Consider the following 18556-nt stretch of genomic DNA (forward strand, 5'->3'; position numbering starts at 1 on the left):
TCGAAACGGTCACGAAACAACCGGCGACCGGAGAACCTAGCCCAGCTTGGCGCGGGCCGTGGCGAGCCGGGCGAGCGTCCGCTCCCGGCCCAGTACCTCGAGCGATTCGAAGAGCGGCAGGCCGACGGTGCGTCCGGTCGTGGCGACGCGTACCGGTGCCTGGGTCTTGCCCAGCTTGAGCCCGCGCTCCTCGCCGACCCGCTCGAGGGCCGCCTTCAGCGGCTCGGCCGACCACTCCGGCTGCGCGGCGAACGCCGCGGCGGCGGCGTCGAGGATGTCGGCGGCGCCTTCCTTCATCGCCTTGTTCCACGACTGCTCGTCGGAGACGGGCTCGTCGAGGAAGAGGAAGTCGACGTACTCGACGATCTCGCTGAGCACCGCGATGCGGGTCTGCGCCAGCGGCGCGACCGAGGCGAACACGGTCGGGTCGAAGGCCGACGGGTCCCACGGCGGCGCGGGGATCGTGTCGGTGCCGCCCAGCCAGGGCGCGCACACCGCGGCGAACTCCTCGGCGTCCAGTGCGCGGATGTAGTCGCCGTTGAACGCCCGCAGCTTCTTCACGTCGAAGAACGCGGGTGAGTGGCTGACCTCCGAGAGCTTGAACTCCTCCTCGACGACCGACCAGGGCACGATCTCGCGGTCGCCGGAGGGCGCCCAGCCGAGCAGCATCAGGTAGTTGCGCATCGCGGCGGCGAGGTAGCCCTCGTCGCGGTAGGACTCCAGCGCCACCTTGTCGCGCCGCTTGGAGAGCTTCTGCCGCTTTTCGTTGACGATGACCGGGACGTGCGCCCAGACCGGCGGCTTGACGCCGAGCGCCTCCCACAGCAGCTGCTGCTTCGGGGTGTTGGGCAGGTGTTCCTCGGCACGGATCACGTGGGTGATGCCCATGGTCATGTCGTCGACGACGTTCGCCAGCAGGAAGACGGCCGAGCCGTCGCTGCGGGCGATGACGAAGTCCTCGATCAGCTTGTTCTCGAAGGTTGGCTCGCCGCGGACCATGTCGAGGACCACGGTCTCGCCCTCGTCGGGCGTGCGGAAGCGCAGCGCCCGGCCCTCGCCGGGGCCGAGGCCCCGGTCGCGGCAGAAGCCGTCGTAGCCGGTGTGCTTGTTGCCCGAGCGGGCCACCGCGTCGTCGCGGGTGCAGCCGCAGTAGTAGGCGCGGCCCTCGGCATAGAGGCGGGTCGCGGCGGCGGTGTGTTCATCGGCGTACGTCGACTGGTAGTAGGGACCCTCGTAGGTGCCGCGCTCGATGCCGATCCAGTCGAGCGCCGAGATGATGCCCTCGGTCCATTCGGGACGGTTTCGGGCGGCATCGGTGTCCTCGATGCGCAAGACGAAGACGCCACCCAGCTGCTGGGCGACGATCCAGTTCTGCAGCGCCGAACGGGCGCCGCCGACGTGGAACATTCCGGTCGGAGAAGGGGCGAAGCGTACGCGAACTGTCACCAGGCCAGCCTACGGCGCTCGTCGAGGTCTTTGTCGGCGACCTTTTATCACGCCGTATATTGACGATTATTAGTAAGGCTTCTTAAGCTTTGAACGCTCGATGTCATCCCCGACGGCGCCCCCACGCCGGACAGAGAGAGGTTCCCCCATGAAACGACAACTGGCCGCAGCAGCGGTCGCGGTCACCGTGGCCGCCGCGAGTACGGTCGCCTTCCAGGGCAGCTCCGAGGCCGCCGTCCTGCCCGGCAACTTCAAGAGCGTCGGCTACCAGCCGTCGTGGGCGGGCAGCGTCAACAGCATCCAGTACGGCAAGCTGACCCACATCAACTACGCGTTCGTGCTGCCAAACTCCAACGGCACGCTGCAGGCGGTGCCGGATCCGGGCAAGCTGACGTCGCTGGTCTCGCTCGGCCACCAGAACAACGTCAAGGTCGGGCTCGCGATCGGCGGCTGGAACGACGGGAACGACTCCGCGTTCGAGGCGCTCGCCGGCAACTCCGGCGCCCGCACCACCTTCGTCAACGCCGTGCTGGGCCTGGTCGGCCAGTACAACCTGGACGGCATCGACATCGACTGGGAATACCCCGACCCCGGCACCTCCGCGAACAACTACACGGCCCTGATGCAGCAGCTCAGCACGGCACTGCACAACCAGGGCAAGCTGCTGACCGCCGCGGTCGTCTCCGAGGGCGGCACCGCGAACGGCGTGCAGCCGGCGGTCTTCGGCCTGGTCGACTGGCTCAACATCATGGCCTACGACGGCGGCAGCCCGCACGCCAACTACGACTGGTCGATCGCGAGCGTCAACTTCTGGAAGGGCCGCGGCCTGCCGGCCGCGAAGGCGGTGCTCGGCGTGCCGTTCTACAGCCGGCCCGGCTACCGGACGTACGCACAGATCGTCGCCGCCAACCCGGCCTTCGCCAACCAGGACTGCGCCACGATCAGCGGCGTCAACGAGTGTTACAACGGTCTGCCGACGATCCGCCGCAAGACACAGTGGGCGATGGCGAACGCCGGCGGCATGATGAACTGGGAGCTCTCCCAGGACGCGACCGGCGCGAACTCGCTGGTCAGTGCGATCTACACGACGGCGACCGGCGGCACGCCGCCGACGAACCCGCCCACGGGGCGCACCGGCCGGATCACCGGCATCGCCGGCAAGTGCGTCGACGTCGCCTCGGCCTCGTCGGCCAACGGCACCGCCGTGCAGCTCTACGACTGCAACGGCACCGCCGCGCAGACCTGGACCGTTGCCGCCGACAGCACGCTGCGCGCGCTGGGCAAGTGCATGGACGTCGCGGCCGCGGGCACGGCGAACGGCTCGCTGGTGCAGCTCTACGACTGCAACGGCACGGGCGCACAGCAGTGGCAGGCGCAGGGCAACGGCACGCTGCGCAACCCGGCGAGCGGCCGGTGCCTGGACGCGTCGAACAACAGCTCGGCGAACGGCACCCGCCTGCAGCTCTGGGACTGCTTCGCCGGCGCCAACCAGCGCTGGGTCCTCCCCGCGTAACGGGGTGCTCCGTGCGGTCCCCGGCTAGGGGACCGCGCGGATGCGGACCACCATGACCGCGCCGAGCAGCGTCACGGCCGCCGTCAGCGCGTACAGCGTCGGATAGCCGCCCAGGTGGGTGACCAGCGGCGCCGCGATCGCCGGGCCCAGCACCTGCGGCGCCGCCGTCGCGATGTTGATGACCCCGAGGTCCTTGGCCCGGTCCACCGCCGCCGGAAGCACCTGGGTGATGAGCGCGTTGTCCACGGCCAGGTAGACCCCGTAGCCGGCGCCCAGCAGCACCGAGGCCACGAGCGCCACCGGCCAGGTCGGCCAGATCGCCAGCAGCAGGGCGGCGACCGCGATGACCACACCGGACCAGACCACGAAGATCTTGCGCCGCCCGGACCGGTCGGACAGCCGCCCGCCGACCACCGCCGTCGCCACCATGCCGAGCGTGTACAGCAGGATCATGATCAGCAGGCCCTCGTCCGGGTCGGCGAGCCTGACCCGGTCGGTGAGGAAGTACAGCAGGTACAGCGTGCCGAGCGCGTTGCCGAGCTGGACCAGGAACCGGGTACCCCAGGCCCAGGCGAAATCGGGGTTCTCGCGGAAGATCCGCCAGAGCGGCGTCCGAGAGCGCGGCCGTTTCGCCTCGACCGGCAGCGGATCGTCGGGCGTCAGCAGCGCGAACGGCACCGCGAGCGCGACCAGGACCAGGGCCATCGCCACGTAGCCGGACGCGACGCCGGTGACGACCGCCGTGCACAGCACCGCGCCGAGCACCAGGCCGAGCGCCTGCGGCATGCCGATCCAGCCGGAGACCGCGCCGCGCTGGCCGACCGGCACCCGGTCCGGCACCGCGGCGGTCAGCGTGGCCAGCATCATGTTGAGCCCGACCTGGGTGCCGGCCCAGCCGAGCGCCACGCCCACGATGTGCTGCTGCCCGGAGAGGGCCAGCAGCGACAGGCACGAGATGGCGGCGCCGGCGAGCGTCCACACGTGCCGGCGCCCGTACGCCCGTCCGCCGATCCGCAGCCGGGTCCGGTCGGATAGCGCGCCCGCCGCCGGGTTGACGATGATCGCGACCAGCGCGCCCAGCGCGGTGACCCAGCCGAGCGCCGCCTCCTTACCGACGACGCCGATCTCGGTGATCTGCTCGGGCAGCAGCACCTGCACCGGCGTGAAGAACGCCATCCAGAGGCCGAGGTTCGCGGCGAAGAGCAGGCCGACCCAGGAGCGCCGGACCGGCACCACCGGCTCGGCCAGCGCGGCCGGCGTGCCCTGCGTGACGCTCATGGCACCCCCGGGAGAACGCGAAAGATCCTCGGACCCTAGAGGATCGAGATCCCCTCGGGAAGGGCCCGGCGAACGCTCGCGGGCAGCCCGCCGAACGGCGTGACCGTGGGGTGGTCGCCGACGAGTTTCCAGACACCCTCGATGCGGCCGTTGACCACCAGCGTCGGTGAGATCCAGCCCTGCGGCCGGGACACCGCCGACCTCGGCCCGGTGCTCACCCGGTCGAGCTGCCGCAGGCTGCCCACCACGTACGGATCGAACGCCGGCAGCAGGAGCACGGTCTCCCCACCGGTCGCCGGTGCCGGGTCCGCGTGCCGGAATCCGAGGCCCGGCACCGGCCGCAGCCGGGCCTCGAGCCGGGCGAACGCCCGCTTCGCCAGCGGCGGCCGGAGGTCGATCCAGCGCGCGAACTCGGCGGGCTCGGCGGGCCCGTACGCATCCAGACATCCGAACGCGAGCCGGTCGATCGCCTCGTCGGCCGGCACCTCCGTCCAGTCGCCCAGCCAGGCGCGCGGCGCCACGAAGGTCACGTTGCGCCCGCGCGGCGGCCCCGAGCAGAGCAGCCCCCGGAAGGCCAGCGGCTTGAGGATCGCACCGAAGCCCTGGGTCAGCGGCCCGCGCAGGTCCTCGTGCCCGGTCGCGTCGATGACAGCGCCGGCCAGTTCGTCCCTCGTCAGGACGTCCTCGATCCGCACGGTTGCTCCTCTCGGGACCGGTGCGCGCCTTGACGGGCGAGGGGCGCATGGGTAATTTACCAACTAGCTAATTAACCAGAAGGTAAAATACAGGAGGGCGGAGACGATGGGCAAGATCTACGCGGTGGAGTACGTGACCCTCGACGGCGTCTTCGAGGAGCCGGCCTGGAGCGGGCCGTACTTCAACGACGAGCTCGCCGGCTGGCAGGCCGCGAACCTCGAGGAGGCCGATGCGCTGCTGCTGGGCCGCAAGACCTACGAGGGCTTCAAGGAGGCCTGGCCGCAGATGGAGGCGGAGACGGGCGACTTCGGCAAGAAGATGAACGGCATGGGCAAGCAGGTGGCGACCACCACGCTCACCGAGCCGGAGTGGAACGCCGAGTTCATCCAGGGCGACGTCGTCGAGGCGGTCACGAGGCTCAAGGCCGGGCCCGGCACCCTGATGATCAACGGCAGCGCCAGCCTGGTGAACCTGCTGACCCGGCACAACCTCATCGACGAGTACCGCATCATGGTCTACCCGGTCGTCGTCGGCGAGGGCCGCAGGCTGTGGGACGACGGCACCAAGGTGGCCCTGAAGCTGACCGACTCCTTCACCACCAAGACCGGCGTCGAGGTCATCACCTACGTACCGGCATGAGCGTTGGCGGTGTCGACCGGTTGAGCGTCGTCTTCGGGGCGCTGGCGGATCCGACCCGGCGTTCGATCCTGGCCCGCCTCGCCGAGGGCGAGGCGACGGTCAACGAGCTCGCCGAGCCGTTCGCGATGACGCTGCCGGCGGTCTCCAAGCATCTCAAGGTGCTGGAACGCGCGGGCCTGATCTCCCGCGGGCGCGAGGCGCAGTGGCGGCCCTGCCGGCTGGAGGCCGGATCGCTACGCGAGGCTTCCGAGTGGGTCGAGCGCTACCGGCGATTCTGGGAGTCCAGCTTCGACAGGCTCGACACCCACCTCAGGCGGCTGATGGAGGACGCGGACCCGGGACCGGGATGAGCCGGCACCGAACGCGGAAGAGGGGAGCCCACGGGGCTCCCCTCTCCTCGGCCGTCGATCAGCTGTCGCCGCCGGTCTCGCCGACCGGTGCGGCGTTGACGTCGTCGATCGCGTACTTCTTCGCGGCCTCCGCCGGGACGTGCGTGGGCACCTTGCCGCGCAGCGCCAGCTGGCGCAGCGTGGCCACCGTGACCGACTCCGCGTCCACGTGGAAGTGGCGGCGCAGCGCGTGCCGGGTGTCGCTCATGCCGAAGCCGTCCGTGCCCAGCGACGTGTAGTCGTTCGGCACCCAGCGGCTGATCAGGTCGGGCACCGCCCGCATCCAGTCGCTGACCGCGACGGCCGGGCCCTCGGTGCCCTCCAGCTTGGTCTGGATGTACGGCTTGCGCGGCTGGTCGCCCGGGTTGAGCAGGTTGTGCTCCTCGGTCGCGATGGCGTCGCGCCGCAGCTCCGTCCAGGACGTCACCGACCACACGTCCGCGGCGACACCCCAGTCCTGTGCCAGCAGCTGCTGCGCCTTGAGGGCCCACTGCATGCCGGTGCCGGACGCCAGGATCTGCGCCTTTGGGCCGGACGCCTCCGGCGCCGGTGCGTACCGGTAGATGCCCTTGAGCAGGCCCTCGACGTCGACCCCGGACGGCTCGGCCGGCTGCAGGATCGGCTCGTTGTAGATCGTCAGGTAGTAGAAGACGTTCTCCTGGTGCTCGCCGTACATCCGGTGCAGGCCGTTCTCGACGATGTGCGCGATCTCGAACGCGAACGCCGGGTCGTAGGCCACCACGGCCGGGTTCGTCGCCGCGATCAGCAGCGAGTGCCCGTCCTCGTGCTGCAGGCCCTCACCGTTGAGCGTGGTCCGCCCGGCGGTCGCGCCGAGCAGGAAGCCGCGGGTCATCTGGTCCGCGGCCGCCCACAGCTCGTCGGCGGTGCGCTGGAAGCCGAACATCGAGTAGAAGATGTACAGCGGGATCATCGGCTCGTCGTGCGTCGCATACGAGGTGCCGGCCGCGATGAAGCTCGCGGTCGAGCCGGCCTCGTTGATGCCCTCGTGCAGGATCTGGCCGTTCGTCGCTTCCTTGTAGGAGAGGAAGAGCTCCCGGTCGACCGACGTGTACGTCTGGCCGTGCGGTGAGTAGATCTTCTTCGTCGGGAAGAGCGAGTCCATGCCGAACGTGCGCGCCTCGTCCGGGATGATCGGCACCCAGCGGGCCCCGAACTCCTTGTCGCGCATCAGGTCCTTGAGCAGCCGGACGAAGGCCATGGTGGTGGCGACCTTCTGCTTGCCCGAGCCGCGCTTCACGTCGCCGAAGGTCTTCGGGTCCGGGATCGCCAGCGACTTGTGCTTGGTGCGCCGGCTCGGCACGAAGCCGCCGAGTTCCTTGCGGCGATCGAGCATGTACTGCAGCTCGTCGGACTTCTCACCGGGGTGGAAGTACGGCGGCAGGTAGGGGTTCTCCTCGAGCTTCGAGTCCGGGATGTCCAGGTAGAGCCGGTCCCGGAACTGCTTGAGGTCGTCCAGGGTCAGCTTCTTCATCTGGTGCGTGGCGTTGCGGGCCTCGAAGTGCGAGCCGAGGGTCCAGCCCTTGATCGTTTTGGCGAGGATCACGGTGGGCTGGCCGGTGTGCTCGGTTGCCGCCTTGTAGGCCGCGTACAGCTTCTTGTAGTCGTGGCCGCCGCGCTTGAGGTTCCAGATCTGGTCGTCGGTCATGCCCTCGACCAGCTTGCGGGTGCGCGGGTCCCGGCCGAAGAAGTTCTCCCGCACGTATGCGCCTGATTCGCCCTTGTATGTCTGGTAGTCGCCGTCGGGCGTGACATTCATCAGGTTGACCAGGGCGCCGTCGCTGTCGGCGGCGAGCAGCGGGTCCCACTCGCGGCCCCAGACCACCTTGATCACGTTCCAGCCGGCGCCGCGGAAGAACGCCTCCAGCTCCTGGATGACCTTGCCGTTGCCGCGTACCGGGCCGTCGAGGCGCTGCAGGTTGCAGTTGATCACGAAGGTCAGGTTGTCGAGCTCCTCGCGGGCCGCCAGGCCGATCGCGCCGAGCGACTCGACCTCGTCCATCTCGCCGTCGCCGAGGAAGGCCCAGACGTGCTGCTCGCTGGTGTCCTTGATGCCGCGGTTGTGCAGGTAGCGGTTGTAGCGGGCCTGGTAGATCGCGTTCAGCGGGCCGAGGCCCATGCTGACCGTCGGGAACTCCCAGAAGTTGTTCATCAGCCGGGGGTGCGGGTAGGACGGCAGCCCGCCGCCCGCGTGCGACAACTCCTGACGGAAGCCGTCCAGGTCGTGCTCGCTGAGCCGGCCCTCGAGGAACGCGCGGGCGTACATGCCGGGGGAGGCGTGGCCCTGGAAGAAGATGTGGTCGCCGCCGCCGGGGTGCTCCTTGCCGCGGAAGAAGTGGTTCATGCCCACCTCGTAGAGGCTGGCGGACGACGCGTAGGTGGAGATGTGGCCGCCGACGCCGATCTCGGGCCGCTGGGCGCGGTGCACCAGCATCGCGGCGTTCCACCGGATGTATGCCCGGATGCGCCGCTCGACGAACTCGTCACCGGGGAACCAAGGCTCGCGCTCGGGCGAGATCGTGTTGATGTAGTCCGTGGAGGTCAGGGGCGGTACGCCCACCTGTCGCTCCCGGGCCCGTTCGAGCAGTCGCAACATCACGTAGCGTGCGCGCTTGGCGCCGCCGTCGTCGATGACTCCGTCGAGCGACTCGACCCACTCGCTGGTTTCCTCGGGGTCGATGTCCGGAAGCTGGCTCGGCAGGCCGTCGCTGATCACCGGGCGCTTGCGTTCCGTGGCCACAGGCATTCCTCAAAGTCGGTGTCGGGCCGTGCGCTCATCGTGTGAACCGCACGGGGAATAGGTCCATCCTGCCCCCTGCCGGTGGCTGTCGTCACGCCTACCGCGCTCGTACGCGACGCTCGACACAGGTACTGACCAGTAACTTCGCGTCAGCCGGCGAGAAAGCTGAAGCGGACCTGCCGCTGCGGGTTGTCGCCGTTGGGATCGACGAGACAGATCGACTGCCAGGTACCGAGGGCGATGCGCCCGCCGATGACTGGGAGTGAGGCGTACGGCGGGATCCAGGCGGGCAGCACATGATCACGGCCGTGCCCCCGGGAACCGTGCCGGTGCCGCCACCGGTCCTCGGCGGGAAGCAGGCTGTCGATGGCCGTCAGCAGGTCCTCGTCCGATCCGGCACCGGTCTCGATGATGGCGAGCCCCGCCGTGGCATGCGGCACGAAGACGTGCAGCAGGCCGTCGCCGCGCCCACTGACGAACCGCTCGGCCTCGCCCGTGATGTCCCGGACGGTAGGCCGGTCTCCGGTCCGCACGGTGATCACGGTGGTGTCCATGACGGCAAAGTCTGCCATCCGCGGGTGCGCCGCTACGTGAAGAGGTCCAGCACGAGGAAGGACACGCCGAGGAAGAGAAACCAGCAGCCGCACTGCGCGACCCGACCGACCACCGTCATACCGCCGACTCCACCACCGGGGCGGCCGGCCCGCGGCGTTTCCGGCACACCCTCACCCCCACCGGCGATGCGGTCTTTCGGGTGAAGCGCCGAACGGCGCCGCCGCCACCGACCCCGATGGCACCACGCGCGGTGGCGGTGCCGGCCACCGTCGGCAATGCTGGGTCGCGTGACCACCCCGCAAAACCTCGACGAGCGCTTCCGCGACGCCGTCTCGGCCCTGCAGCCGGGCGAGCAGCGGCGAACGCCCGACGAACCGGTCCGTGACGGCTCCGCCCTGACCGGGGTCCAGGCCCGGGAACTCTTCGACGCACAGCTCGCCAGCCGCCACCTCGACCTCGCCGCGCGCTGGCTGCGCAGCTTCAACGAGGGCTTCTACACGATCGGCTCGTCCGGCCACGAGGGAAACGCGGCCGTCGCCGCCGCGTTGCGCCCCGACGACCCGGCGCTGCTGCACTACCGTTCCGGCGCGTTCTACTGTGTCCGCGCCTTCCAGGCCGGCCTGGAAGGCGACGCGGAGTCCGACAAGGACCCGCTGGTCGAGGCCGCGCGCGACGTCCTGCGGGGGGTGGTGGCCTCGGCCGCCGAGCCGATCGCCGGCGGCCGGCACAAGGTCTTCGGCCGCGCGGACCTGCAGGTCATACCGACCACCTCGACGATCGCCTCGCACCTGCCCCGGGCCGTCGGCCTCGCCTTCGGCATCGCCCGCAACCCGCAGGCGCCCTGGCCGGACGACGCCCTGGCGGTCGCCTCCTTCGGCGACGCCTCGGTCAACCACGCCAGCGCGACCGCCGCCTTCAACGCGGCCGGGTGGTACGACCACCGCGGCCAGCGGCTCCCCCTGCTGCTGATCTGCGAGGACAACGGGTACGGCATCAGCGTGCCGTCGCCCGAAGGCTGGACCGCGGCGACACTGCGCGCCCGGCCCGGCATCCGATACCTCGCGGCGGACGGCTGCGACGTGGCCGCCACCTACGACGCCGCCCGCGAGGCCGTCGACTGGGTCCGTGAGCAGCGCCGCCCGGCCGTGCTGCACCTGACGATGGTCCGGCTCATGGGTCACGCGGGCGCGGACGCCGAGATCGCGTACCGGCCCGCCGAGGACATCGCCCGCGATCTGGCGCGCGACCCGCTCGCCGGCACCGCGCGGCTGCTCGTCGAGAGCGGTTCCGCGACCCCGGAGGAGCTGATCGCCCGCTACGACGAGGTCGGCTGGCAGGTCCGCAAGGTCGCCGAGGAGGTGCTGGGCGAGGCGAAACTCGCCACCGCGGGCGAGATCGTCGCGCCGCTGGCGCCGCGCCGCCCGCTGCGCGCGGCCCGCGGCGTCGCCGACGCCGCCGACCGGGCCGCCGGGCCGGGCGCCGCCGCCCGGTTGCAGGCCTTCGGCGGCCGGCTGCCGGAGCACGGCGGCCCGCTCACCCTCGCCCAGACCATCAACGCCACCCTCACCGACGCCCTGCTGTCCGAGCCCGGCGCGATCCTGTTCGGCGAGGACGTGGCCGTCAAGGGCGGCGTGTACGGCGTCACGAAGAACCTGCACGACCGGTTCGGCGCCGACCGGGTCTTCGACACCCTGCTGGACGAGACGTCCATCCTCGGCCTCGCCCTGGGTACCGGCCTGGCCGGGCTGCTGCCGATCCCGGAGATCCAGTACCTGGCGTACCTGCACAACGCCGAGGACCAGCTGCGCGGCGAGGCGGCCACCATGGGGTTCTTCTCCAGGGGCGCGTTCCGCAACCCGATGGTCGTCCGGGTCGCGGGCCTGGCCTACCAGCAGAGCTTCGGCGGGCACTTCCACAACGACAACTCGGTGGCGGTGCTGCGCGACATACCGGGCCTGGTGCTCGCGGTGCCGGCCCGCCCCGCGGACGCGGCCGCGATGCTGCGCTCCTGCCTGGCCGCCGCGGCGGTGGACGGCAGCGTCTGCGTCTTCCTCGAGCCGATCGCGCTCTACCACACCCGCGACCTGTACGAGCAGGGCGACAACGAGTGGCTGGCGCCGTACGCGGGTCCGGGTGACTGGCCGGGCGGCCACATGCCGATCGGCCGGGCACGGACCTACCCGGTGGGTTCGGCGGACGACCTGACGATCCTGACCTTCGGCAACGGCGTACGGATGTCGCTGCGGGTCGCGGCCCGGCTGGCGGCGCAGGGATACGGCTCCAGGGTCGTGGACCTGCGCTGGTTGTCGCCGCTGCCGGCGGCCGACCTGGTCAGGGAGGCCTCGGCGACCGGCCGGGTCCTGATCGTGGACGAGACCCGGCGCTCCGGTGGCGTCGGCGAGGGCATCCTGGCGGCCCTGGTGGACGGCGGATTCGTGGGCGCGGCCCGCCGGATCGCGTCCGCGGACTCCCTTGTTCCGCTGGGTCCGGCAGCGCAACATGTCCTGATCGGGGAAGATGCCATCACACAGGGTGCCCATGCCCTGCTGGCGCGGTAAATTGCCACACACTCGGTGCGCCACTTGCGCGCAGCGCCGCAACTGTGTGGACTACCCAGACCGGGGTCGGCATTCCGGCCCCACCACGGAACAAGGAGGCATTCGACAGTGAGCGCGACCGCTGGTCAGGCCGACGGCGTACGTAGCCCGGCGGACCGGTTCGGGATCGAACCGGGCATGGTGGTCATGGAGATGGGCTACGACGACGATGTCGACGAAGACCTCCGTGACGCCCTGGCCGAACGTTGTGGCGAGTTGGTCGACGAGGACACCGACGAGGTGGTCGACGCGGTACTGCTCTGGTATCGCGACGGCGACGGTGACCTCTTCGAGCTGCTCACCGATGCTTTGGGGCCGCTGGCCGACACCGGAGTGGTGTGGCTGCTGACCCCGAAGGCCGGCCGCGAAGGCCACGTCGAGCCGAGTGAAGTCAGCGAGTCCGCGCCGACCGCCGGCCTTCAGCAGACCTCCACGGTGAACGCGGGCCAGGACTGGACGGCCGCGAGGCTGGTCTCACCCCGCGGCGCCAAGAAGAAGTAGCTTCGGCGCTGTTCCGGCCGGCACCCCAGCGACGGGTGACCGGCCATTCGACGTGCGCGAGGGTCCGCGAGGCTAGGGTGGGCTGGTGTCGATCAATGTGGGAGCCCAGGCGCCGGACTTCACCCTGAAGGACCAGAACAACCAGGAGGTCCGCCTCGCCGACTTCAAGGGCCGCAAGGCGGTCCTGCTGGTCTTCTACCCGCTGGCCTTCACCGGCACCTGCCAGGGCGAGCTGGCGGAGATCCGCGACAACCTCTCCGAGTACGCCAACGAGCACGTCCAGGTGCTGACGGTGAGCGTCGACTCGGTGTACAGCCACAAGGTCTGGGCGGACCGCGAGGGCTTCGACTTCCCCCTGCTGGCGGACTTCTGGCCGCACGGCGAGGTGGCGCAGGCGTACGGGGTCTTCCACACCGAGGCGGGCTTCGCCAACCGGGGCACCTTCGTGATCGACAAGCAGGGTGTGGTCCGATATGCCCACATGCAGGGCCCCGGCGAGGCCCGGGATCAGAAGAGCTGGCGCGACACTCTGTCAGAGATCATTTTCTGACCTCCGGCGCCGCGAGCCGACGCGGCGGGGCACGGTAGGATGACCACTCCGGTTGCCACCGAACCGGGCGCGTAGCTCAGCGGGAGAGCACTCGCCTTACAAGCGAGGGGTCGCAGGTTCGAAACCTGCCGCGCCCACCATCCTGACCAGGACCGCAACGAATCGCCAAGATCGACGAGTGGCTGCTGACAGCAACGCTGACAGCAACGACGTTCACGACAGCCGCCCGTCGAGCTTGCCCAGCGCCTGACGCATGGCGTCCAGGTTCGTGTGCGCGTAGACCTTCAGGGTTAGTTTCACATCGGCATGTCGAGCAATCGCCTGGACGACGTGCGGCGGCACGCCCAACTCCATCAGCATCGACACCACCGTGTGACGCATGTCATGCAGCCGCACGGTCGGAAGGCCGGCCCTTTCCCGTGTGGCGCTGAAGTGCCGATTGAGATTGCGCGGTTCCATCGGCGTGCCGAGCCCGGAGGGGAAGACGAGCCCGTGCTCCTGCCAGACGGCCGAGAGCCGTTCTCGCTCGGTCTGCTGCGCCTCCTGATGTTCGAGCAGGACCAGCCAGGTCCACTCGGGCAGAGGGAGAGGGGCCTCCGAGTCTTCCGTCTTGGCATCCGAGAGGATCAGCTTCCCGCCGACACGTTGCACGGTCTGCTCGATGGTGAGCGTTCCGGTGTCCAAGTCGAGATCGCTCCAGCGCATGCCGAGTAGTTCGCCACGACGTAATCCCATGGTCGCGGCCACCACATAGAGCGGATAAAGTCGATGGTCCTCGGCGGCCTTGAGAATGGCCCGGACCTGCTCCACTGACAATCCCTTGCCGATCCGGTATCGAGGCGACGGGACGCGTACCAGAGTGGCGACATTGCGCGAGATGAGTTCTTCTCGAATGGCCTGATGGAGCGCATTCCTCAGAACACCATGCACATATTGAATCTGACGAGCCTTCGGATATTGCTTGCAGCACTTACCGACTGAGCAGCACTGCCGGGGAGTGGGACGATTGGCGTCGGCTTTACTCGTGCAGCACAAGCACTTGTTGCGAAACTCGTCGAGGAATTCCCGGACGTGCTGAACCTGCAGTGAGTCGATTCGCTTGGTGCCGAGTGCGGGTATCAAGTGCAGCCGGACAGCGCTCTCATAGCCCCGCGCGGTGGTTGCCCTCAGCGAGCTCACATAAACGCGCAACCAGTACGGCAGGTACTCTCTGAGCTTCCACGCCCGATCTGGCAGCGGGATGCCGCGCTGAGTGCGCGACTTCAGTTCGACCAGCTTGCTGTGCGCCTCCTCCCAGGTGTCGCCGTAGACGTACTTGCGCTTGCGCGTGCCCTCGGTCGTCAGGGCGTAGGCCTGGCCGACCCAGCGGCCATCACTCTGCCGTTGGTATATGGACCCCTCTCCGTTGGCATTCTTTCGTCCAGATGATCTCCTGGGGCCGGTTGGTTCCCGGGCCATCATTCCTCCTCGCTGAGAATGGCGATGGTTTCCTCTATGGCGGCCACCGGAATGAGCCGCCGACTGCCGACCTTAAACGATCGAAGGCGTCCGGTGCGAATCAGGTCGTAGACAAGGGAGCGTCCGATGCGAAGCTCTCGTGCAGCCTCCTCCACGCGTAAGACGCGCGGCGAGGTGTCGGATGTGGTGACCAATGCTGTGCCCTTCCGTGCGTCGACAAGTGAAGGATTATGCTGCCGCCGGAATGCTCCACGGCGCGGATGATCCAATCTCATGGGCCAGCTCTTCACTGGCCATCTCTTGTCGGGCGCGGGCCATGGCTGCGGCGGTGTTGGCGAGCAGGGCGTCGCCGTTGTTGTGCCAGCCGACTCCGGCGAAGGACAAGGTGCCGACGATCAGCGTCGTCTCGTCCGGGTGGTCGACCGCGCGGACGGTGCCGGGGTCGGTGACGCCCTGGTCCTGGTCTTCGGTCCGGCGGTAGACGATCCGGGTCTCGCGCAGGGTGGCGAAGCGGACGACGCGGCGGCGGGTCTTGGTGAGGAAGTGCCCGGCGAAGCCGAACCGGTGTGCCCATCGACGCAGCCGCGCATACGGGTTGGTGGACCCGGCGGCGTTGGCCGGTTTGGTGTCAAGGCTGGCTTGACGTTCAGCGACGCAGACGGGGCAGGCGCGGTAGCGGGTGTGGGTGCCGCAGTCCGGGCAATCCCACGGCTCGACGAAGGGGCCGCCGAGCGGTCCGGTGAAGCCGCGGTAGGCGCGTAGGCCGCCACCCTGACCGGTCCGGTGAGTCTCCGGATCGCGGCCGAGGCGCCAGCAGGCGGCGAGGAGCCGGGCGATGTGGTCGCCTCCGGCGTTGGCGCGGTCGCCGATGGTGTCGGCGTCGAGGCGGGTGGAGGAGAAGCCGGTGGCCTCGGTGCTCTTGGTGGTGTACTTCGCGAGGTAGCCGGCCTTTTGCGAGGCGATCTGTTCGCCGATCATGTCGTCGGTGATGCTGCCGTCCCCGGTGAGGGTGAGCGGCTGGATGTCGAAGCCTTTGTCGGGGTCGCCCCACCGGATTTCCCAGCCTTGGGGCCGGTCGGGGTGTGCCGGTGTGGTGAACGAGATGGATCTGACGGCGTGTTGGAACGCGGCGATGATGTCGTCGACGTCGACCCCGGCCGGGGGGACGAGGACGGCGTCGGGGTCGTCGGGGTGTACGCCGTCGAGGCGGACCAGGGCGTGGAAGTGTACGACGGCGCGGCGTTGCATCTCGGCGGCTTTGCCGTGGGTGAGCTGCGCCGGTGCCACCTTGCGGACCTTGCCGGTAGCGGTGGTTTTCGCGACCGGGGGTAGGCCGCGGTCCTTGCAGAGTTTGGCGAGGTAGCGGTCGGCGGCTTGTTTGGTGCGGTGCCACAGTTCGGTGGAGAACAGGTTCCAGACGACGTGGTGGTCGTGGTCGTAGCAGTCCAGGCACAGCGGCTGCCCCAGGGCGGGGTCGTCGCCGGGGTGGCGTGCCCAGCAGACGACCGGACGTCCGTGCTCGCACGGGCCGGGGGTGTCGCGGCGGGCGTGGCAGGGTTCCGAGCGGCAGTCGCAACGCTTGCGGTTGGTGCAGGTGTGATGACGGACGACGCGGGTGTGCACGGTGCCGAAGCCAGGGGCGGTGAAGGTGGGGAACACGGCCGGGTGCTTCGCCACCGTGGCGGGGATGCCTTTACCGCCGATCAGGAACGAGCGGAGGATCTGGAACGCGTCGCGCTGGTAGGTGCGGGCGCAGGACGGGCAGACCGACGCGAGTCGGGTGCCGCAGGCCTTGTAGATCGCGGCGTCGGGGAGCTGGTCGGTGTGCCGGGAGTCGAGCAGGTTCCCGGCGGTGCTGAACGTGTCGAGGGTCCCGGACAGGCGGACCGGTCGGGTGCACCCGGCGGCGGCCTGCACATGGGTGAGCCAGTCGAAGTAGTCCGGCCGCGACGCGCGGGCGAGGGCCTGCCCGGCAGCGGACAAGGCTGGGGCGGGGGGTGTCCAGGTGGGTTCGGCGTTCGATCCCGTACCCCGGGCAGAGTGCTCCCGGGGTGCGAGGTCCAGCGTCGAACTCATCAGGCAGCAACCCCGGTCGGGGTGGTGGGGTGCTGCGGGCCGTGGTGGCCGGTGAAGGTCGCGGTGACCGAGTGCTCGATGACGGTGACCCGGCAGGCCGGGCACTGCCGTGCGGCGGGTTCGTGACGGCCACAGGCGATGGTGGCGGTGGTGTCGCCGGACCGGATGGTCACCGGTGTGCGGCAGGGGCCTCCGTCGACGACGGCGACGATGCGGCGCCAGGTGTCGTAGGGGTGGGGTTCCGGGTCGGCGGGGCAGGTGTGGGTGCGGTGGTGAACGTCGACGTGGATGAAGGTCATCGGACACCGCCGAGGACGGGTGTGTTGCCGTTGATCTGGTTGTGGTGGCCGGGTTTGACCGTGGCGAGGAGTTGTCCGGCGATGGCCGGGGTGACGCTCATCCGGGCGGCGAGCTCGTCGACGGTGATGGGCTGGCCGGTGGTCTGCTCGTGCTGGACGACGGAGAACCGGGCGACCGAGAGGAGGTGAGCGGGAGGCTCTGGCCGGGGTGCGGTGTCGATGACGGCCGGTGCCGCAATGGCCGGCGTTTCCTCGGTGGCGGCTGTTTCGTCGGTGGTGACGGCGGGCGGCGTCGGGGTGTGGGCGGGGGCCAGGACGAGTTTGACCAGGGCCATGAACGCCAGGGCGGGCACTGCGGAGAGCAGCCATCCGGACGGGCCGGGTTTGGCGACCGCGAGTTGCGCGGATAGGGAGAGTCCGGCGGCGGCGATGAGCAGGGTGAGGGGGTAGCCGATTGGGCCGTTGGTGCGGCGGCGTCGCCGGATGGTGAGCAGGGCGGCGACGGGGACGAGTTCGGAGATGACGGCGTTGGCCCAGCCGAACCAGTCGGGTGTGCCGGTCGGGGTGTTGTCCATCGTCCAGTCGTGGACGTGGGTGAACGATGCGGCACCGGCCGCGACGGCGACGAGTAGGAGGATGGCGACGAGGACCAGGCCCTCGGCCTTCTCCGTCCGGGATTTGAGGGTGGTCATCGGATGCCTCCGTTGTTGGTCAGCGGGATGACGCTGGTGATGCCGAGGCAGTTCGGGCACCAGACGGCGGCGAGGCCGTTGTGCAGGAGCGCGTTGATGCGCTCGTCGAGGGGCATGAAGTCGGCCGGGAACAGGCCGTAGTCGCCGCAGACGTCGCACCAGTCGTCGGTGGGGCACATGCGGAAGACCGGTCCGAGATCGGGGTGAACGCCCATCGGGGTGAAGCCGTCGATGCACCAGGGGCAGGCGGCGTTGGTTTCCTGGTCGTGGGGCACTGGTGTGGTCATCGGGGGCCGCCTCCGGGTTCGCAGATCAGGCATGCGCCGGTTGAGCGGGGGATGTAGTAGGACCGGGTGATGCCGCAGTGGCGGCAGGTCCGCCGGGCGAGCAGCATCCGTGCGATCACGGCAAGCTGCGGCGGGGTGGCGGTGCGTTTGGGTGCGGCGAGGTCGCGGCGGTAGAGGTAGGCGACGCGGCGTTGTCGGCGGTGCCGCCAGAGCATTTGCGCGACGACGGGTTGCCCGCCGGGCCGAAGTCCGTCGGCGCGGAGTTGGCGCCGGGTGGCCAGGTTGTCGGGGGCGTAGTGGTAGGGGAAGGTCGGAAAGCCGTAGCGGGTCCCGAGCGGGTCGTAGAACTCGGCCCGGATGCCGGTGCGGGCGGTGAGGGCGTCGAGGTCGGTCATCGCCGGTCACCGCCCCAGCGCTGTTGGGCGGCCTGGCGGGAGATGCCGAGCCGGTCGCCGATCTCGGCCCAGGAGTAGCCGTGAGCGCGCAGGCCGATGACGGCGTCGCCGATGGCGTCGTCGAGTTCGGCGGACAGTCCGACCATGTCGGTGAGCGCTTCGACGTCGCCGGTGGCGACACGTCGGGCGTAGGCGCGGATGATGCGCCGGATGAAGGCGGCGTATTCGTCGTTCTCGACGACGTCGCGGCGGCGGGGACGCGGTGGCCGGCTGTTGCCGGACGGCTGGATTGTCAAGGTGTGGTTGACGTCGACCAGGCTCACCGGACACCCCCGGTGGGGTGGGCGTTGTCCCAGTCGTCGGCGGCTTCGGTGAGCGCCTGGACGACCTCCTCGACGGTGCGGTTGTGGTCGTCGTTCCAGCCGCC

Annotated in this window: 19 protein-coding genes and 1 tRNA gene; 7 read left to right on the plus strand and 13 right to left on the minus strand. The window is 69.7% G+C overall.

What is annotated here, in order from left to right; genetic code table 11:
- Positions 1 to 36: 36 nt before the first annotated feature.
- Positions 37 to 1446, minus strand: coding sequence for a glutamate--tRNA ligase (gene gltX, locus AB0B58_RS35650; protein WP_360233297.1), 1410 nt, complete (start codon positions 1444 to 1446; stop codon positions 37 to 39).
- A 148-nt stretch (positions 1447 to 1594) separates the two neighbouring features.
- On the opposite strand from gltX, the gene AB0B58_RS35655 reads away from it, so the two are divergent.
- Positions 1595 to 2959 (plus strand): glycosyl hydrolase family 18 protein, encoded by a 1365-nt coding sequence (locus AB0B58_RS35655; protein ID WP_360233299.1) that lies wholly within the window; start codon positions 1595 to 1597, stop codon positions 2957 to 2959.
- A 24-nt stretch (positions 2960 to 2983) separates the two neighbouring features.
- Here AB0B58_RS35655 and AB0B58_RS35660 read toward each other — a convergent pair whose 3' ends face one another.
- Both AB0B58_RS35660 and AB0B58_RS35665 read right to left on the minus strand, forming a co-directional pair.
- Positions 2984 to 4237, minus strand: coding sequence for an MFS transporter (locus AB0B58_RS35660; protein ID WP_360233302.1), 1254 nt, complete (start codon positions 4235 to 4237; stop codon positions 2984 to 2986).
- 35 nt (positions 4238 to 4272) lie between these two features.
- Positions 4273 to 4932 carry a DNA glycosylase AlkZ-like family protein gene (locus tag AB0B58_RS35665; protein WP_360233305.1) on the minus strand — a complete coding sequence of 220 codons (660 nt, stop codon included), beginning with the start codon at positions 4930 to 4932 and terminating at the stop codon, positions 4273 to 4275.
- 106 nt (positions 4933 to 5038) lie between these two features.
- Between AB0B58_RS35665 and AB0B58_RS35670 the strand changes: the two genes are divergently transcribed.
- Positions 5039 to 5572 (plus strand): dihydrofolate reductase family protein, encoded by a 534-nt coding sequence (locus AB0B58_RS35670; protein ID WP_360233308.1) that lies wholly within the window; start codon positions 5039 to 5041, stop codon positions 5570 to 5572.
- Complete coding sequence (locus tag AB0B58_RS35675; protein WP_360233311.1) at positions 5569 to 5922, plus strand: metalloregulator ArsR/SmtB family transcription factor; 354 nt, start codon at positions 5569 to 5571, stop codon at positions 5920 to 5922. Before AB0B58_RS35670 ends, AB0B58_RS35675 begins: the two co-directional genes overlap by 4 nt.
- A 58-nt stretch (positions 5923 to 5980) precedes the next feature.
- On the opposite strand, the gene aceE is transcribed toward AB0B58_RS35675, so the two are convergent.
- Positions 5981 to 8719: a pyruvate dehydrogenase (acetyl-transferring), homodimeric type gene (gene aceE, locus AB0B58_RS35680; RefSeq protein ID WP_360233314.1), complete on the minus strand. Its 2739-nt coding sequence runs from the start codon at positions 8717 to 8719 to the stop codon at positions 5981 to 5983.
- A gap of 149 nt (positions 8720 to 8868) precedes the next feature.
- Positions 8869 to 9273 (minus strand): YjbQ family protein, encoded by a 405-nt coding sequence (locus tag AB0B58_RS35685; protein WP_360233317.1) that lies wholly within the window; start codon positions 9271 to 9273, stop codon positions 8869 to 8871.
- A 276-nt stretch (positions 9274 to 9549) separates the two neighbouring features.
- On the opposite strand from AB0B58_RS35685, the gene AB0B58_RS35690 reads away from it, so the two are divergent.
- From AB0B58_RS35690 to AB0B58_RS35705, 4 genes are all read left to right on the plus strand, one after another.
- Positions 9550 to 11832, plus strand: coding sequence for a thiamine pyrophosphate-dependent enzyme (locus AB0B58_RS35690; protein ID WP_360233320.1), 2283 nt, complete (start codon positions 9550 to 9552; stop codon positions 11830 to 11832).
- Positions 11833 to 11940: 108 nt separating this feature from the next.
- Entirely contained in the window at positions 11941 to 12372 is a 432-nt protein-coding gene (locus tag AB0B58_RS35695) for a DUF3052 domain-containing protein (protein WP_360233323.1), read from the plus strand.
- A gap of 85 nt (positions 12373 to 12457) precedes the next feature.
- Positions 12458 to 12922 (plus strand): peroxiredoxin, encoded by a 465-nt coding sequence (locus AB0B58_RS35700; protein ID WP_360233326.1) that lies wholly within the window; start codon positions 12458 to 12460, stop codon positions 12920 to 12922.
- 65 nt (positions 12923 to 12987) lie between these two features.
- Positions 12988 to 13062, plus strand: a tRNA-Val gene (locus tag AB0B58_RS35705).
- 73 nt (positions 13063 to 13135) lie between these two features.
- Here the strand turns inward: AB0B58_RS35705 and AB0B58_RS35710 are convergent.
- Genes AB0B58_RS35710 through AB0B58_RS35745 form a run of 8 tightly spaced genes read right to left on the minus strand, consistent with a single transcriptional unit; the run spans position 13136 to position 18425 of the window.
- On the minus strand, positions 13136 to 14380 hold the full coding sequence (locus AB0B58_RS35710) for a site-specific integrase (RefSeq protein ID WP_360233329.1): 1245 nt from the start codon (positions 14378 to 14380) through the stop codon (positions 13136 to 13138).
- A complete protein-coding gene (locus AB0B58_RS35715) occupies positions 14380 to 14655 on the minus strand; it encodes a helix-turn-helix domain-containing protein (protein ID WP_360233332.1) in 276 nt (91 codons plus the stop codon). The genes AB0B58_RS35710 and AB0B58_RS35715 overlap by 1 nt, the downstream gene beginning before the upstream one ends.
- Positions 14609 to 16456 carry a replication initiator gene (locus AB0B58_RS35720; RefSeq protein WP_360233335.1) on the minus strand — a complete coding sequence of 616 codons (1848 nt, stop codon included), beginning with the start codon at positions 16454 to 16456 and terminating at the stop codon, positions 14609 to 14611. Before AB0B58_RS35720 ends, AB0B58_RS35715 begins: the two co-directional genes overlap by 47 nt.
- Positions 16456 to 16755 carry a hypothetical protein gene (locus AB0B58_RS35725; protein WP_360233338.1) on the minus strand — a complete coding sequence of 100 codons (300 nt, stop codon included), beginning with the start codon at positions 16753 to 16755 and terminating at the stop codon, positions 16456 to 16458. Before AB0B58_RS35725 ends, AB0B58_RS35720 begins: the two co-directional genes overlap by 1 nt.
- Positions 16752 to 17447, minus strand: a complete 696-nt coding sequence (locus AB0B58_RS35730) for a hypothetical protein (RefSeq protein WP_360233341.1) — start codon at positions 17445 to 17447, stop codon at positions 16752 to 16754. Before AB0B58_RS35730 ends, AB0B58_RS35725 begins: the two co-directional genes overlap by 4 nt.
- Positions 17444 to 17734 (minus strand): hypothetical protein, encoded by a 291-nt coding sequence (locus AB0B58_RS35735; protein ID WP_360233344.1) that lies wholly within the window; start codon positions 17732 to 17734, stop codon positions 17444 to 17446. The genes AB0B58_RS35730 and AB0B58_RS35735 overlap by 4 nt, the downstream gene beginning before the upstream one ends.
- Positions 17731 to 18129 (minus strand): RRQRL motif-containing zinc-binding protein, encoded by a 399-nt coding sequence (locus tag AB0B58_RS35740; protein WP_360233347.1) that lies wholly within the window; start codon positions 18127 to 18129, stop codon positions 17731 to 17733. Before AB0B58_RS35740 ends, AB0B58_RS35735 begins: the two co-directional genes overlap by 4 nt.
- On the minus strand, positions 18126 to 18425 hold the full coding sequence (locus tag AB0B58_RS35745; protein WP_360233350.1) for a hypothetical protein: 300 nt from the start codon (positions 18423 to 18425) through the stop codon (positions 18126 to 18128). Before AB0B58_RS35745 ends, AB0B58_RS35740 begins: the two co-directional genes overlap by 4 nt.
- Between the last annotated feature and the right edge of the window lie 131 nt (positions 18426 to 18556).

This window comes from Actinoplanes sp. NPDC049118, assembly GCF_040648555.1.
Taxonomy (GTDB): Bacteria; Actinomycetota; Actinomycetes; order Mycobacteriales; family Micromonosporaceae; genus Actinoplanes.

Coding starts and splice junctions, on each gene's coding strand:
- AB0B58_RS35655 (WP_360233299.1), top strand. CDS start 1,595: ATGAAACGACAACTGGCCGCAGCAGCGGTCGCGGTCACCGTGGCCGCC.
- AB0B58_RS35660 (WP_360233302.1), bottom strand. CDS start 4,237: ATGAGCGTCACGCAGGGCACGCCGGCCGCGCTGGCCGAGCCGGTGGTG.
- AB0B58_RS35670 (WP_360233308.1), top strand. CDS start 5,039: ATGGGCAAGATCTACGCGGTGGAGTACGTGACCCTCGACGGCGTCTTC.
- AB0B58_RS35675 (WP_360233311.1), top strand. CDS start 5,569: ATGAGCGTTGGCGGTGTCGACCGGTTGAGCGTCGTCTTCGGGGCGCTG.
- AB0B58_RS35685 (WP_360233317.1), bottom strand. CDS start 9,273: ATGGACACCACCGTGATCACCGTGCGGACCGGAGACCGGCCTACCGTC.
- AB0B58_RS35690 (WP_360233320.1), top strand. CDS start 9,550: ATGCTGGGTCGCGTGACCACCCCGCAAAACCTCGACGAGCGCTTCCGC.
- AB0B58_RS35710 (WP_360233329.1), bottom strand. CDS start 14,380: ATGGCCCGGGAACCAACCGGCCCCAGGAGATCATCTGGACGAAAGAAT.
- AB0B58_RS35715 (WP_360233332.1), bottom strand. CDS start 14,655: ATGAGATTGGATCATCCGCGCCGTGGAGCATTCCGGCGGCAGCATAAT.
- AB0B58_RS35720 (WP_360233335.1), bottom strand. CDS start 16,456: ATGAGTTCGACGCTGGACCTCGCACCCCGGGAGCACTCTGCCCGGGGT.
- AB0B58_RS35725 (WP_360233338.1), bottom strand. CDS start 16,755: ATGACCTTCATCCACGTCGACGTTCACCACCGCACCCACACCTGCCCC.
- AB0B58_RS35730 (WP_360233341.1), bottom strand. CDS start 17,447: ATGACCACCCTCAAATCCCGGACGGAGAAGGCCGAGGGCCTGGTCCTC.
- AB0B58_RS35735 (WP_360233344.1), bottom strand. CDS start 17,734: ATGACCACACCAGTGCCCCACGACCAGGAAACCAACGCCGCCTGCCCC.
- AB0B58_RS35740 (WP_360233347.1), bottom strand. CDS start 18,129: ATGACCGACCTCGACGCCCTCACCGCCCGCACCGGCATCCGGGCCGAG.